Origin of the sequence: Rodentibacter myodis (assembly GCF_001999305.1) — a bacterium.
GTDB lineage: Bacteria > Pseudomonadota > Gammaproteobacteria > Enterobacterales > Pasteurellaceae > Rodentibacter > Rodentibacter myodis.
In genome coordinates this window covers 1-14154 of sequence record NZ_MLHQ01000040.1, presented here as the reverse complement: position 1 = coordinate 14154, position 14154 = coordinate 1, and the positions used below count along the sequence as shown (strand labels likewise).

Sequence of the window (14154 nt, the reverse complement as noted above, 5' to 3'; positions counted from 1 at the left end):
GGTGATTGGGTGGTTGATGGCCGAGTCATTGTTAATTACAGCAGAAATGGTTAATGCTGTTGCTGTAGGAAAAGGCAATGATCAAGTGCTATTAGCTGCATTAAATAAATATGCTAAACAATATGAAATTAATACTCCACTAAGAATCGCACACTTTTTAGCACAATGTGCCCATGAAAGCGGTAGTTTTACAGGAACATCAGAAGGGATCTACTATAGAAGAATCGCAGCATTAAGTAATAAAACATTTCGCAATTCTCCCCAATACATCCAAGACAGTATATGTCCGCCTACTGCCAAATACTGTAGGCAACCAGAGCTTTTCAATTTAACTTATGGGGGGGCGCTTAGGTAATAATACTACTGGTGATGGTTTTTTATATAGAGGGAGAGGATATATTCAACTTACAGGTAAAAATAATTATAAATTATTTACAGAGAAACATAATTTATTTTATCCTGATGATATAAAGGATTTTGTGAAAGAACCTGATTTAGTATCTGATAATATTGACTATTGTGCTGAGTCTGCTTGTTTATACTGGAGGTATATAGGAGCGAGGTACCCAGATACAAATAATCTTGCAGATATGGGGGCAAGCGAAGATGTATTAATTAAAGTTAGTGCAAATATAAATGGATGGTATGGTAGAGGCGATTTCCCTAATAAAGCAAAGGGATATGAAGATAGAAGGAAACGCTTTATCTCGATAAGTAAACTTTTGGGGTTAATATAATGAAATTAGTTTATATAATTTTATTGGTTTTAAATGTTAATATCGCTATAGCTAATGAAAACTTAGAGAATATTATAGAATTTTCATATAAAAAAACATCAGAATTAAAATTTGATGACATTGTAATAATTTTGCCTAATCAAAATATTAAATTATCTTTTATAAAAAAAGATATAGCTGATGGATATACGGATAAACTTGGCAGAGTATCTTCTTCTATTCAAAATATTGAGATATAATATATCTACCAAAAAAATGAATTTAAAAAAATATATAAGCAGATACCATCTAATGGACAAAAAATATTAACTTCTTTCTGTATTAATGAGGAAGGGGGGGGCAATGCTAATTACTATGTTGTCATATGGAGATTATGATAGAATTAATCCTTGGTTTGTTCAATTTATACCTAGTGTTTTTGAAATAAAGAAAGATTCCTCTATTATAGATAGGGAAGATATTACTCATTATTTTAATTATGGTAAAGATCCTTATTTTGACAATAGAATTATTGATAATCCAAATTCTAGAGAAATATATCCTTATTATGACAAAGATAAGATATTGGCTAGAGCATATGAAAAGAGCATTTGTAAAAAAGAGCCTATAAAAGGTTTTATAAATAAAAAAACGCATTTATATAATAAAGATTTTATTGTTACTAATTCCTATCTGATAAAGGGAGATAACGTTTCTATCCTAGATGAGAAAATTGATGAATATGGAGAAAAATGGTATTTCATCAACTACAAAGGAAAAAAAGAAATCAATATGTGGATCAAAGCAGATTCAGTTGATCTAAATTAATCACGATATCGACCGCACTTTTTATAAAGTGCGGTTCTTTTTTGTTCTTTTAAAACCAAAATTTATCTTTACCTATGACAACATGGACCAATTTAAAGCCAAAGCGGAAGCGGCATATAAACAAGGCAGTTAGCTTTACAGCATAATGAACGATAAAGCGTTTGAACTGGAACAAAGTCAAGTTGAAATTATGATACCGCTTATCAGATGGTGGTGGAGCCGGCATTAGTATGGGCGATGTTACAGTCGGATAGCCGAATCTTTCAACATCAAAACAGCGAAAAAATCCTCCGCACTTTGCTACAAAAGAACCGAGTGGAGAATGTAACGTTTGAGCCCTTACCAATGATTGATTTACTGCTAATGTGTTTTTTCTCTTTTATTTTACAAATTCACTAAATTCCAATTCATAATCATCGCCGTCCCGACTGTATTTGATATAGCGTGGGAATTGTTCACCGGCGAATTTTTTCACCATAATATCTTTGTTACCTGTTTTAAAGCTGTAAGTGATTTCAGTGATTTTTTGTTTGTTGTAATCAATCTGTTTTTCACTTTTTTTTACCTTCACATTTTCCATTGGGTACAATTTTTTGCCATTGGTGATTTGGAAACTATTCGGCAGTTTATCGTAATAACTTAATTGGAACGCCATCGTGAATAAATCGAATGTCGGCAGGGTTAATGGTTCGGTTTCCAAGCCATTTTTGACTTTGCCATATTCAATGCTATTCGGTGAGATTTTTGAAACGGCATAAGGTTTACCGTTTCGGGTATCTTGATAATTCACCATTTTGAATTGACTTGGGGTTTGTGTGCCACGGGAGAAGAACACGATATTATAAAGCGGAATGTTGATTTTGGCATTCACCGAATATTGCGATCCGTCCGCTTTAAAGTGAACATAAGCCGGCATTAAATAGTTTGATCCGTATTTAATGTTGTAATCAACGGCAGACCAAGCGGTTGGAATGTAAAGCATTAGTGTAGCAAAAAGGATTTTGAATAATTTCATTGTTGTTCCTGGTTAAAAAGAAAGGCTGTTTTTAGAAGCTGATTTTAATTATAAGTTCATAAAAAAACGGTGCATCACGCACCGCTTTTTCTCTCTATTCTTAATTAAAGAAGTACATTTGCCAGTAATAAGCCGATAACAACACTAAATACCATACTTAATAAACCCGGCAACATAAAACTGTGGTTAAAAATGTATTTACCGATTTTTGTTGTACCGGTGGTATCAAAGTCAATAGAGGCAATGATTGGACCGTAGTTAGGCACGAAGAAGTAACCGTTCACCGCAACGAAAACCCCGATTAACACCGGTGCAGGAATGCCTAAGGCAATACCTAATGGGAATAAGGTTGCAACGGTTGCACCTTGGCTGTTTACCAATACAGAAAGCACAAATAAGGCAAGCGCGAATGACCAAGGGGCGGTTTCAACCAAGCTTTTTACCACCTCTTTTACTTCGGTGATATGTGCTTGCATTAAGGTATCCCCCAACCAAGCAATACCGAAAATGGCGATAACGGCACGCATACCGGCGTGGAATACCGAACCTTTGGTGATAGCGGTACTATCCGGTTTACAGGTTAAAATAATTAATGCACCGATGGTTAACATAATAATTTCAATGGTATGTGCCATTCCCATTGGTTTGCCGTCAAATGCCGGACGTAGAGACGGCATTGCGCCCATTAATACAACAAGCAATGCACCGAATAAAAATAAAGATACAGAAATTTTTGCTGTGCTACTGATTTCTAATTCTTGTTCGTTTGTGGAGGAATTAAGTGCATCAGCATATTTGGGATCTTTCAAACGGCGTTGATATTCAGGATCATCTTTCAGTTCTTTTCCCATTTTGTTCACAAGAATACAAGCAAGGAAAATACCTAAAACCGTTGCCGGAATCGTTACCATTAACACATCACCAAGATGAATACCTTGTGGTTCAAGATAGGCAACCACCGCTACTACTGCCGCTGCAATCGGGCTTGCAACAATGGCAAATTGAGAGGCGATAACCGCCATAGAAAGTGGACGTTCAGGACGAATACCGTTTTGACGGCTTACTTCCGCAATCACTGGTAATACGGAATAGGCAACGTGGCCTGTTCCTGCCAAAAATGTAAATAACCAAGTTACCGCCGGTGCAATAAAGGTGATGTATTTAGGATTGCGGCGTAAAATTTTGGTGGCGATTTTGATCATATAATCCAAACCGCCAGCCGCTTGCATTGCCGCCGCCGCTGCAACCACCGCCATAATCATAAACATCACATCAATGGGTAATCCTGCCGGTTTTAAGCCAAAACCAAAAGAAAGAATGGCAAGCCCCAAACCGCCAAATACACCTAAACCAATACCACCTACACGTGCACCGACAAGGATACACAATAGCACGATGGCAAATTGTAATAAGAACATCGCAGACATACTGCCCCCTAAGTAAATAAAAAGAAATTCTTGTTCTGTTTTAAAAAACGGGCACTAATATAGCAACAAATAGGTAGTGTTGCCATAATATAGATCAATAAAATCTTTCCCTTGTCATGAAGTAAAAGTGCGGTTAATTTTGACCGCACTTTTGGCTATCTAAAAATCCTCAAAATATTGTTGGATTATTTTTGGATCTTTGGTTTGTGTTAAAGCCAGTTGCAATAACACCCGTGCTTTTTGTGGGTTTAATGTTCCGGAAGCCACAAAGTCATATTGTGAGTCATCTACTTCGGCATCGCGGGTGGTGTAACCGGTTGGTACACGGGAAGAACGTACCACTACAACCCCCTCTTTTGCTGCTTTCTCTAAGCGAACTAGGTGAGCTGAATTCAAATTACCGTTTCCTACCCCCGCAGTCACAATGCCTTGATAGCCTGCATCTAAAAGGGCATTTAATGGTTCAATCGGTGCATTGGAATAGGCATAAACGATACCTACTTTTGGTAAGCTATCCAGTTTTTCAACATTGAATGGAGTGTTTACGGTATGTTTACTTTCCGGTGAACGTTCATAATCTACCTTGCTATTATGAATGTAACCAAGAGTCCCAAAGTTTGGTGAGTGGAAAGTTTGAACGGCAGTTGTACTGGTTTTTGTGACATCACGTGCGCCAAGCACTTCATTATTCATTGCGACTAATACGCCGCGTCCTGAGGATTTTTTATCGGTGGAGACAACAATGGCGTTATATAAATTTAATGGACCGTCTGCGCTTTTTTCTGTTGCCGGTCGCATTGCACCGACCAATACCACCGGTTTTTCACATTTTACAGTGAGATCTAAGAAGTAGGCGGTTTCTTCCATCGTATCTGTACCGTGTGTGATGACAAAACCATCCGTATCTTTACATTGTGCATTGATGGCTTTTGCCAGCTTTAGCCATACTTCATCGGTCATATCTTGCGAACCGATTTTTACAATTTGTTCACCTTTAATGTTCGCAATATTTTTCATTTCCGGCACGGCTTCAATTAAGGTATCAATATTAAGTTGCCCCGCTTTATAAGCAGAATTGACCGCACTTTGACCGCTACCTGCAATCGTACCGCCGGTGGCAAGAATAGTAATATTTGGTAGTTCAGCGGCATTTGCAGTTGAAATACCTAAACCTAACAGCAAAGAAAACGTGAATTTGTTTAATTTCATAGCATACTCCTAATAGATAAAACTCAAGCTATCATCTAACTAAATCACGTTGAATGGAAGTATTAAAAAACAAGTTTATGATTCCGATCACATAAAATTTATTATTGTTTAAAGATTTACCTGCACATTGATTTTTCTAATTTGCAGATCTGACCAGCTTAACTTCTTCTTTTTTCTCGGTTGACAATATTAATTTGTATAATATATTTATTCGAAATTATTGAATAATTATTCATTTTTTTGGGGTAGGGTATGAAAGTTGGAATTGTAGGGATAACAGGTTATAGCGGAATGGTACTTTATACGCTTTTAACGCAGCATCCTCAAGTCTCAGAGATTTCCCTTTATGGTAGCGTGCAGGAAAGCGTTGCATTAAGTGATTTAATTCCCGCCTTTGGTAAAAACGATATTTTGGTGAAACCACTAAACATTGAAACCATTCAAGATGAAGTGGATTGTTTGTTTTGTGCCACACCTTCAGGTGTAACCGGGAAGTTAATGCAACCGTTGGTAGATGCGGCTTTTCCTGTCATTGATTTGTCAGGCGATTTTCGTTTAAGAGAAAGTCAACTTTATGAGAATTGGTATCATCAAAAAGGACGTGAATTGCCATCGGCTGAGAAAATCACTTATGCCTTGCCTGAATTTACTACTCATTATAGCCCTTATATTGCAAATCCCGGTTGTTATGCAACGGCAACATTATTGGGGTTAGCGCCCTTAGCACAAGCCGGCTTGATTGAAGCGGGATCGATTATTACGGATGCAAAATCGGGTGTATCCGGTGCGGGGAAGAATTCGGCAGCACATACTCACTTTCCTTTTATTAATGAAAATTTATGGGTTTATCGTTTAAATCAACATCAACATATTCCGGAAATTACACAACAATTAGGTGAATGGGATAAAAATTTACAGCACATTCAATTTTCAACCACATTATTGCCGATTACCCGTGGCATTATGGTGAATACTTATGCAAAACTTACTCGGTCGATGACACAGCAAAAACTTGAAGCAATTTTTGGGCAATGTTACGTCGATAAACCTTTTGTGCGTTTTCGTGGTGCGCAGCTGCCGACTATCAAGGAAGTGGTAGGCTCGAATTTTTGTGATATTGGCGTGGTGTGGAATTCCACCACGCAAATCGTCACTATTGTTTCTGTCATTGATAATTTAATGAAAGGTGCGGCAGGTCAGGCGGTACAAAATTTTAATTTGTATTTTGGATTTAAGGAGACTGCCGGATTACCGCTGTTTCCGATATTCCCTTAAAGGAGGAAAGCATGGATAAAACAACATTATGGCAAGAACAACCGTTTTGCTGGCCAAAAGGATATAGCAGTGATGCAATACACGCAGGGCTACGTTATAGCAAATTGGATCTAGGTTGGGTGGTTTCGGATGTGCCGGCAAATGCCGCAGGGGTTTATACTACAAATAAAGTCTGTGCCGCCCCAACCTATATGACGAAATCACTGGTACAAAAAACACAAAAACTTCAAGCCATTGTGATGAATAGCGCTTTTGCGAATGCTTGTACCGGTGAACAAGGTGAAAAAGATGTGAAATCTGAGCAACAATGGGTGGCAGAAAAATTAGGCATTTCTACTGATCTCGTTGGCGTAGCTTCCACGGGCTTAATCGGCACGACATTACCAATGGATAAAATGCAGCAAGGTATCGCAAAGTTAGAAAAAACACAAAATGATTTAATCACGCAAGCTATTTTAACCACGGATACGAAAACAAAAACGCTTTGTTTAAGTTTCCAAGTAGAAGGTAAAGACTGCACGCTCACCGGTTTTGCCAAAGGTTCAGGAATGATTCACCCGAATATGGCAACGATGCTTGGGTTTGTAGTCACTGATTGCGCCATTGCGGCAAATACACAGCAATCATTATTAAGTGAGCTGACTGAGCAAACCTTTAATCAGATCACTGTGGATGGCGATACATCGACAAACGATATGGTGTTATTGATGGCGAATGGTCAGGCCGGTAATACGGAAATCACGGCGCAAAGCCCTGATTATTCACTTATTAAACAAGCCTATCAATTTATGCTGACGGAATTGGCGAAAATGATTGCCCAAGACGGCGAAGGTGCAACGAAACTCATTGAAGTGAATGTCTATGGGGCGAGTAGTCAGTCGGAAGCGCATGTTGCGGCAAAATCTATTGTAGGTTCGAACTTGGTAAAAAGTGCAATTTTTGGTGCGGATCCAAACTGGGGACGGATTGTGAGTGCTTTGGGTGCGAGTGGTGTTGGGTTAGATCCTACGCGAATTCAAGTAAAGATTAATCAAATGTGGGTTGTTGAAAAGGGACAGGCGACTAATTTCGTTTCTGATAAAGTGAGTGAATTATTAAAAAGTGCGGTCATTTATATTGATGTTTTTCTCAACGTTGGTGAGTCGCAAGGGCAGGCTTGGGGCTGCGATCTCACCTACGACTATGTCAATATCAACGCCTCTTATTCAACCTAATAGCTGGGGGAGCAGATGAATAATCTTATTGTGATAAAAATCGGTGGCAATGCGATGGCAGAATTGACACCCGCATTTTTTCAACAAATTAAGCAGTGGCGTTCGGTTGGAAAGGCAATTTTATTGGTTCACGGTGGTGGCAATAAAATCTCAGCGTATTGTGAGAAATTGCAATTACCGGTGGTGAAAAAAGCAGGCATTCGTGTGACGGATGAGGCAACGCTTGAAGTGACAAAAATGGTGCTTCTTGGCTTAGTTCAACCACAAATTTTGCAACGGTTAAATCATTATCATCTTGGTGCCATTGGTTTGAATGCAGCGACAAATGCACTTATTCTTGGCGAAGCGATTGATCGCGCTCAATTAGGTGCTGTGGGAAAAATTACCCAAATTAAGACCGCACTTTTTGAGCGATGGCTTGCCGACCACGTTGGTGTGATTGCCCCTTTGGCGGTTGATAATCAAGGTGAGTGGCTGAATATTAATGGAGATAATGCTGCAGCGGAATTGGCAACGTTGTTGCAAGCGGAAGCGCTTTATTTGGTAACGGATGTTCCGGGTGTGTTGAGAGAGAGGCAAATTATTCCAACAATGACAGGAACTCAAGCTCGGCAACTTCAAGGAGAAGGTATCATTGGCGAGGGAATGCAGCCCAAAATAAAGGCGGCTTTTTTTGCGTTGGAAGGCGGTGTGCCTTGCGTGCAAATTTGTTCAAATACATTGAGCGGTGGCACGATATTTCTTAAGGAGGAATAAATGAGCGGATTATTTGAAACTTACAAACGTTTTTCTTTTGAAATCGTGCGCGGCGATGGGGCGTATTTAACGGATAGTAATGGAAAGTGTTATTTGGATTTAACCAGTGGCATCGGTGTTTGTAATTTAGGGTATAACGTCTCGTCCCTTAATGACGCGGTGAGTCGCCAATTGTATCAGGTGTGGCATACCTCAAATTTGTATCAAAGTGCTTTACAAGAGCAGGTTGCGAAAAAATTAGTAAAAGATGATGAACAGCGAGTATTTTTTTGTAACTCCGGTACGGAAGCAAATGAAGCGGCGATTAAATTAGCGCGTAAATATACCGGTAAAAACAAATTAATGGCATTTAATCATTCCTTTCATGGACGTACTTTGGGTGCACTTTCTGCGACAGGCAATGATCTCATTAAAGTTGGTTTTGGCACATTGCTTGAGGTGGATTTTATTGATTACAACGATATTTCAGCATTATCGGCGATCACTTCCGATTATGCAGCGGTATTGGTTGAAATCATTCAGGGCGAAGGCGGGGTAACCGTTGCAAATGCAAATTGGTTGAAAGCCCTAGAAAAGCAATGTCAGGCACAAGGTGTGTTATTAATTGTGGATGAAGTGCAAACGGGGATGGGACGAACCGGTAAATTATTTGCACATCAATATTATGATATTCAACCGGATATTGTGACGCTGGCGAAAGGGTTGGCAAACGGCTTACCTTGCGGTGCAATGATCGGAAAAAAACACCTTGGTGAAGCTTTTCAATATGGCTCACACGGTTCTACTTTTGGCGGAAATCCTTTAGCGATGGCGGCGGCAAATCAAGTGCTAGATTGCTTAACCCCCGAATTTCTTAATGAGGTTCAGACTAAAGGTGAATGGTTATTTAAAAAATTAAGTCAAAAATTGACCGCACTTTCTACTGTAAAACAAGTGTCGGGAAGAGGTTTTATACTTGGGGTTCAACTTATTGATTCTGTGCCGGTTACGGACGTATTAAGTGTTTTGCATAAAAAAGGTGTACTTGCACTTTCCGCTCGAGGGAATACGTTACGATTGCTTCCACCCCTTGTGATGTCAAGTGCAGAACTGACGGTTGCAATTGAAAAAATAAATGATGCACTTTCATCGTTTTAACCCAATGAAAGATTGATTGGAACGCTCAATCTTTCCACTTCATCATTATTATTCCTTTGCTTGAAAAATAAGAATTTTTTTGAAAGATAGCATAAGTGCGGTTATACTTAGCCCTCTTTTTAATTTGAGTATTCATTGACATCTTATTGGAACAACAATGCAAGAATTTATGCCTGATGCAATTCAATTTGCACAAAAACATACGTTATTAACCGTCTCTTGGTTTGCTATTTTTGCGGCGGTGATTTATACCTTTTTCAAATCGGCAACAGAGAAATTCAAAACCATTCAACATTCTGAAGCCATTCGTTTAATCAATAATGAAGACGCGGTCGTGGTCGATCTTCGTACTTTAGATGAATATCAACGTGGTCACATCATTAACAGTATCAATCTCCTGCCAAGTGATATTAAAAATGCCAATCTGGGCAAAATTGAACAACACAAAGAAAAACCGTTAATCTTAGTGGATGTGAACGGTATTTCTGCACCGGGTTCGGCGGCATTATTGACTAAACAAGGTTTTACCCGTGTTTATGTCTTAAAAGAAGGCATTGCCGCTTGGATGGGTGCAAATTTACCAATTGTTAAAAAACACAAATAATAAGGGAATTAACCTATGTCAGAACAAAATCAACAGCCTGAAGTTGCGGCAGAAGAAGCGCAAGCCGTATTGCAAATTCAACGTATTTACGTGAAAGATGTGTCTTTTGAAGCACCGAATCTTCCGCATATTTTTCACCAAGAATGGAAACCTAAACTCGGTTTTGATTTAAGCACCGAAACCGTGCAATTAGATGAAGACTTGTACGAAATTACCTTAAACATTACCGTTGAAACCACAATGGAAGATTCAGGTGATCTTGCATTCCTTTGTGAAGTCAAACAATCGGGCGTGTTTACGATCAGTGGTTTGGAAGAAATGCAAATGGCGCATTGTTTAACCTCACAATGTCCGAGTATGTTGTTCCCTTATGCCCGTGAGTTAATTTCAAGTTTAGTCAATCGTGGGACATTCCCGGCATTAAACCTTTCACCGGTTAATTTTGATGCGTTATTCATCGAATATATGAATCGTCAGCAAGAAGCGGCGGAAAGCAGCGCAGAAGAGACGAAAGAAACCCAACATTAATTTCTTGAGTAAAAAGGGCAAGTCTTGGGCTTGCCCTTTGTTTTTTGAGGAAAATTCTATGACACCTCAATCACCAATCACCGTACTGGGTGCGGGATCTTACGGTACAGCCTTAGCCATTTCCTTTTCTCGTAATGGCTCGCCAACTTACCTTTGGGGGCATAATCCGGCGCATATTCGGCAAATGCAGGCAGAGCGTCAAAATTGCCGATTTTTGGCGGATATTTCTTTTCCTGATGAACTTTATTTAGAGGGTGAACTTGAAAGCGCGTTAAATTGTTCACGCGATATTCTTATTGTGGTGCCGAGTCACGCATTCAATGAAATTCTCCGTAAAATTCGACCGCACTTACAACCTCATCATCGGATTATTTGGGCGACCAAAGGGTTAGAACGTGATACGGGAAGACTTTTACAAACGGTGGTGGAAGAGCAGATAGGAAGGGATTATCCCCTTGCTGTGCTTTCAGGCCCAACCTTCGCCAAAGAACTGGCGCAAGGGCTACCGACCGCAATTACATTGGCGGCGAATAATGAACAATTTGCGCTTGAATTTCAGGCACGGATTCATTGTAGTAAGCATTTTCGGGTGTATGTGAACAAAGATATGATTGGCGTGCAACTTGGCGGTGCGATCAAAAATGTCATTGCGATTGGCGCGGGAATTGCCGATGGAATGGGATTCGGGGCGAATGCCCGCACGGCGTTGATTACCCGTGGTATTGCGGAAATGAGCCGTTTGGGGGCTTCCCTCGGGGCAAATCCGCAGACGTTTATGGGGATGTCGGGATTAGGCGATCTAGTATTGACTTGTACCGACAATCAATCACGCAACCGCCGTTTTGGATTAATGCTGGGCGAGGGATTAGATACGCAAACGGCGATGGATAAAATAGGGCAAGTGGTGGAAGGATTTTATAACACCAAAGAAACCTATTTACTTGCACAGCGACAAGGTGTTGAAATGCCGATCACGGAGCAAATTTATCAAATGCTGTTTTGTGGTAAATCTGCACAGGACGTGGCGCACAGCCTATTAGGGCGTGAACGTAAAGGCGAATAAGGAGAACGATATGTTAGAAGTATGGCAACACATTCGCCAAGAAGCGAAAGAACTTGCCGAGCACGAACCAATGCTCGCCAGTTTCTTCCATTCCACCATTTTAAAACATCAAAATTTGGGCAGTGCATTAAGTTATTTGCTTGCCAACAAATTGGCAAATCCTATTATGCCGGCGATTTCCTTGCGTGAAATTATTGAAGAAGCTTATTTAGCCGATCCTGCTATTATTGATTGTGCGGCGTGCGATATTCAAGCGGTGCGCCAGCGCGATCCAGCGGTGGAATTATGGTCAACGCCTTTACTTTATCTCAAAGGCTTTCACGCTATTCAAAGTTATCGCATTACCCATTACCTTTGGAATCAACATCGCAAGGCGCTTGCCCTTTATCTGCAAAATCAAATTTCCGTTGCCTTTGATGTGGATATTCACCCTGCTGCCAAAATCGGTCACGGGATTATGTTCGACCACGCAACCGGTATTGTGGTGGGGGAGACGTCCGTTATTGAAAATGATGTGTCAATTTTGCAAGGTGTCACCTTGGGCGGAACGGGGAAAGAATCCGGCGATCGGCATCCAAAAGTACGTGAAGGAGTGATGATAGGTGCGGGCGCGAAAATTCTTGGCAATATTGAGGTGGGAAAATACGCCAAAATCGGCGCAAATTCCGTGGTGCTTCAGCCTGTTCCCAAATATGCCACCGCCGCCGGTGTGCCGGCGCGCATTATTGGTAAAGATAAAGAAGCCAAGCCGGCATTTGAAATGAATCAATATTTTATTGATGACGGGATAAATTTAAATATTTAAAGGAAACAATATGATCAATAAAGATACGCAAGTTTGTATGTTGCTTTCCGGTCGTCCGGGGAACTTTGGAACAATGTTCCATAATTATTTGTATCAAAAATGGAGTTGAATTTTATTTATAAAGCACTTATGACGAAAGTGCGGTTAAAACTTTCAAAGTTTGAATTCATTAATTATAAAGCCTGATATTATTCAGGCTTCGTCTTTTAGTTAGCCCCTATTTTGGGGTGCGAAAACATTAAGTACTTTTTTAAACAGAATTTGTTATTTGATAAAAGCCAAATAATTTTGTCGTATTATTCTAATTTCTTGTAGCATGAATTCTTGGTTTTATTAATTTTTGCTATGTTGATCTTTTATATTTCCTTCCATTTTTCTATAACATAAAATTTTTCTTGTAATCGGAATTATATCGGTAAGTCTAGGTTAAATAGGAGAAATTTTTATATCACTATATATTGTTTATATCATCTATTTGTTTTATAAAACAAAAAATTATTTTTGCGATCTGGTTCACAAAATTGAAAAGAGATGGTTTTATTCATATTTGATTAATGATATAAAAATCTAAGAACTTAGTCTTTGATTATTAACAATAAATTAATTAAAAAGAGGTATCTGTGACACGTTTAAATATTAGCGATGAGCAACTTGCAAATGTTCGTGAATTGATTAATAGCTTGGTCGGGAACGTTACATCAAGAAATCTTTTCACTGGTTATGGACTGTTCTATAACAAAGAACTTATGTTTGGGTTGTGGTTGAATGGGAAAATTTATCTTCAAGCCAAAGGTTCACTAGCTGAGCAACTAATGAGTATGGGATGTACGGCATTCACAAAAAATGAAGTTGATGCCAAATTTGTGTTATCGGATTATTACTGGCTTTCAAAAGAGATTCTTAATGATGAAGTGCTATTTCGTAAGTTATTGATGCTTTCCATTAAGCAAATTAAAGACAGAAAAATTGCGATGGCATTACAAAAAGCCAATCGTTTAAAGGATCTTCCAAATCTTTCAATAAAGTATGAAAGAATGTTAAAGAAGGTTGAGATTTGCGATGTAGGGATGTTTAAAAGTGTTGGGGCTGAAAATGCGATAGTGAAACTAAAGCAGATTGGTATTCCGGCAACATTGCAAACTTACTGGAAATTTGCCGGTGCATTATTAAATAAAAAAAGTGAATTTTTAACCAAAGCTCAAAAGGAGATTTTACTGAGAAAGTTAAATGATGTACTGCATAAAGCAGGGTTAAGAAAATACAGAAAGATTGATGATGAATAAAAGATGATGAATAAAAATTAATCTTTTAAATAAAAAATTTTAAAAAAACCTTGCAAGGATTTCATTTTTCCCTATAATACGCCGCACACAACGACGCACTGTTGTGGAACATTTGAATGGTAACAGTGCGTCGTTGTTTTTTGCTCTTTAACAATGTATCAGACAATCTGTGTGGGCACTTGTTGATTGACTTGTTTTAAAATAATTTTTAATTTTGAAGTCTTAATAGGTGCTTAACTTGAAATTCATCTACTTGATTATGATTGGGTAGTAAAAACTTTAGCTAAGCAGATA

General features: G+C 38.9%; 16 protein-coding genes and 2 pseudogenes. 15 read left to right on the top strand and 3 right to left on the bottom strand.

Features of this window, described 5'->3' with window-relative positions:
- The 5 genes and pseudogenes from BKL49_RS11805 to BKL49_RS12850 all read left to right on the top strand — a co-directional run.
- Nucleotides 1-355 (top strand): annotated as a pseudogene (locus BKL49_RS11805) (hypothetical protein); the annotation flags it as partial.
- A complete protein-coding gene (locus BKL49_RS11800; protein ID WP_077425715.1) occupies nt 336-737 on the top strand; it encodes a hypothetical protein in 402 nt (133 codons plus the stop codon). The pseudogene BKL49_RS11805 and the gene BKL49_RS11800, both read left to right, overlap by 20 nt.
- The gene (locus BKL49_RS11795; RefSeq protein ID WP_077425713.1) at nt 737-976 is read left to right on the top strand and encodes a hypothetical protein; all 240 of its coding nucleotides are present in this window, start codon (nt 737-739) and stop codon (nt 974-976) included. The genes BKL49_RS11800 and BKL49_RS11795 overlap by 1 nt, the downstream gene beginning before the upstream one ends.
- A 103-nt stretch (nt 977-1079) precedes the next feature.
- On the top strand, nt 1080-1544 hold the full coding sequence (locus BKL49_RS12915) for a hypothetical protein (protein ID WP_425271895.1): 465 nt from the start codon (nt 1080-1082) through the stop codon (nt 1542-1544).
- A 207-nt stretch (nt 1545-1751) separates the two neighbouring features.
- Nucleotides 1752-1943, top strand: a complete 192-nt coding sequence (locus BKL49_RS12850) for a hypothetical protein (RefSeq protein ID WP_077425711.1) — start codon at nt 1752-1754, stop codon at nt 1941-1943.
- Here the strand turns inward: BKL49_RS12850 and BKL49_RS11780 are convergent.
- The 3 genes from BKL49_RS11780 to ansB all read right to left on the bottom strand — a co-directional run bounded on the left by BKL49_RS11780 (nt 1924) and on the right by ansB (nt 5195).
- Nucleotides 1924-2559 carry a hypothetical protein gene (locus BKL49_RS11780; RefSeq protein ID WP_077425709.1) on the bottom strand — a complete coding sequence of 212 codons (636 nt, stop codon included), beginning with the start codon at nt 2557-2559 and terminating at the stop codon, nt 1924-1926. The two genes, BKL49_RS12850 and BKL49_RS11780, sit on opposite strands and share 20 nt — an antisense overlap.
- A gap of 104 nt (nt 2560-2663) precedes the next feature.
- Entirely contained in the window at nt 2664-3986 is a 1323-nt protein-coding gene (locus BKL49_RS11775) for an anaerobic C4-dicarboxylate transporter (protein WP_077425707.1), read from the bottom strand.
- Between the two features lie 159 nt (nt 3987-4145).
- Nucleotides 4146-5195, bottom strand: a complete 1050-nt coding sequence (gene ansB / locus BKL49_RS11770) for an L-asparaginase 2 (RefSeq protein WP_077425705.1) — start codon at nt 5193-5195, stop codon at nt 4146-4148.
- A gap of 252 nt (nt 5196-5447) precedes the next feature.
- Between ansB and argC the strand changes: the two genes are divergently transcribed.
- From argC to BKL49_RS11720, 10 genes and pseudogenes are all read left to right on the top strand, one after another.
- Nucleotides 5448-6470, top strand: a complete 1023-nt coding sequence (gene argC / locus BKL49_RS11765) for an N-acetyl-gamma-glutamyl-phosphate reductase (RefSeq protein ID WP_077425703.1) — start codon at nt 5448-5450, stop codon at nt 6468-6470.
- 11 nt (nt 6471-6481) lie between these two features.
- Nucleotides 6482-7684 carry a bifunctional glutamate N-acetyltransferase/amino-acid acetyltransferase ArgJ gene (argJ, locus tag BKL49_RS11760; protein WP_077425701.1) on the top strand — a complete coding sequence of 401 codons (1203 nt, stop codon included), beginning with the start codon at nt 6482-6484 and terminating at the stop codon, nt 7682-7684.
- A 15-nt stretch (nt 7685-7699) separates the two neighbouring features.
- The gene (gene argB, locus BKL49_RS11755; protein WP_077425699.1) at nt 7700-8440 is read left to right on the top strand and encodes an acetylglutamate kinase; all 741 of its coding nucleotides are present in this window, start codon (nt 7700-7702) and stop codon (nt 8438-8440) included.
- A complete protein-coding gene (locus BKL49_RS11750) occupies nt 8441-9577 on the top strand; it encodes an acetylornithine transaminase (RefSeq protein WP_077425697.1) in 1137 nt (378 codons plus the stop codon).
- A gap of 157 nt (nt 9578-9734) precedes the next feature.
- A complete protein-coding gene (locus BKL49_RS11745) occupies nt 9735-10181 on the top strand; it encodes a rhodanese-like domain-containing protein (RefSeq protein WP_077425695.1) in 447 nt (148 codons plus the stop codon).
- A gap of 15 nt (nt 10182-10196) precedes the next feature.
- Nucleotides 10197-10709: a protein-export chaperone SecB gene (secB, locus tag BKL49_RS11740; RefSeq protein ID WP_077425693.1), complete on the top strand. Its 513-nt coding sequence runs from the start codon at nt 10197-10199 to the stop codon at nt 10707-10709.
- A gap of 58 nt (nt 10710-10767) precedes the next feature.
- Nucleotides 10768-11772, top strand: coding sequence for an NAD(P)H-dependent glycerol-3-phosphate dehydrogenase (gpsA, locus tag BKL49_RS11735; RefSeq protein WP_077425691.1), 1005 nt, complete (start codon nt 10768-10770; stop codon nt 11770-11772).
- Nucleotides 11773-11782: 10 nt separating this feature from the next.
- A complete protein-coding gene (gene cysE / locus BKL49_RS11730; protein WP_077425689.1) occupies nt 11783-12577 on the top strand; it encodes a serine O-acetyltransferase in 795 nt (264 codons plus the stop codon).
- 10 nt (nt 12578-12587) lie between these two features.
- A pseudogene (locus BKL49_RS11725) lies at nt 12588-12712 on the top strand (shikimate 5-dehydrogenase); the annotation flags it as partial.
- 485 nt (nt 12713-13197) lie between these two features.
- On the top strand, nt 13198-13860 hold the full coding sequence (locus tag BKL49_RS11720) for a TfoX/Sxy family DNA transformation protein (RefSeq protein ID WP_077425687.1): 663 nt from the start codon (nt 13198-13200) through the stop codon (nt 13858-13860).
- Nucleotides 13861-14154: the final 294 nt, after the last annotated feature.

Excerpts from the sequence above, each read along its gene's own strand:
- argC (WP_077425703.1), top strand. The coding sequence starts at position 5,448 with ATGAAAGTTGGAATTGTAGGGATAACAGGTTATAGCGGAATGGTACTT.
- argB (WP_077425699.1), top strand. The coding sequence starts at position 7,700 with ATGAATAATCTTATTGTGATAAAAATCGGTGGCAATGCGATGGCAGAA.
- BKL49_RS11750 (WP_077425697.1), top strand. The coding sequence starts at position 8,441 with ATGAGCGGATTATTTGAAACTTACAAACGTTTTTCTTTTGAAATCGTG.
- BKL49_RS12915 (WP_425271895.1), top strand. The coding sequence starts at position 1,080 with ATGCTAATTACTATGTTGTCATATGGAGATTATGATAGAATTAATCCT.
- BKL49_RS11775 (WP_077425707.1), bottom strand. The coding sequence starts at position 3,986 with ATGTCTGCGATGTTCTTATTACAATTTGCCATCGTGCTATTGTGTATC.
- gpsA (WP_077425691.1), top strand. The coding sequence starts at position 10,768 with ATGACACCTCAATCACCAATCACCGTACTGGGTGCGGGATCTTACGGT.
- cysE (WP_077425689.1), top strand. The coding sequence starts at position 11,783 with ATGTTAGAAGTATGGCAACACATTCGCCAAGAAGCGAAAGAACTTGCC.
- ansB (WP_077425705.1), bottom strand. The coding sequence starts at position 5,195 with ATGAAATTAAACAAATTCACGTTTTCTTTGCTGTTAGGTTTAGGTATT.
- secB (WP_077425693.1), top strand. The coding sequence starts at position 10,197 with ATGTCAGAACAAAATCAACAGCCTGAAGTTGCGGCAGAAGAAGCGCAA.
- BKL49_RS11800 (WP_077425715.1), top strand. The coding sequence starts at position 336 with ATGGGGGGGCGCTTAGGTAATAATACTACTGGTGATGGTTTTTTATAT.
- BKL49_RS11745 (WP_077425695.1), top strand. The coding sequence starts at position 9,735 with ATGCAAGAATTTATGCCTGATGCAATTCAATTTGCACAAAAACATACG.
- BKL49_RS12850 (WP_077425711.1), top strand. The coding sequence starts at position 1,752 with ATGGTGGTGGAGCCGGCATTAGTATGGGCGATGTTACAGTCGGATAGC.
- BKL49_RS11795 (WP_077425713.1), top strand. The coding sequence starts at position 737 with ATGAAATTAGTTTATATAATTTTATTGGTTTTAAATGTTAATATCGCT.
- BKL49_RS11780 (WP_077425709.1), bottom strand. The coding sequence starts at position 2,559 with ATGAAATTATTCAAAATCCTTTTTGCTACACTAATGCTTTACATTCCA.
- argJ (WP_077425701.1), top strand. The coding sequence starts at position 6,482 with ATGGATAAAACAACATTATGGCAAGAACAACCGTTTTGCTGGCCAAAA.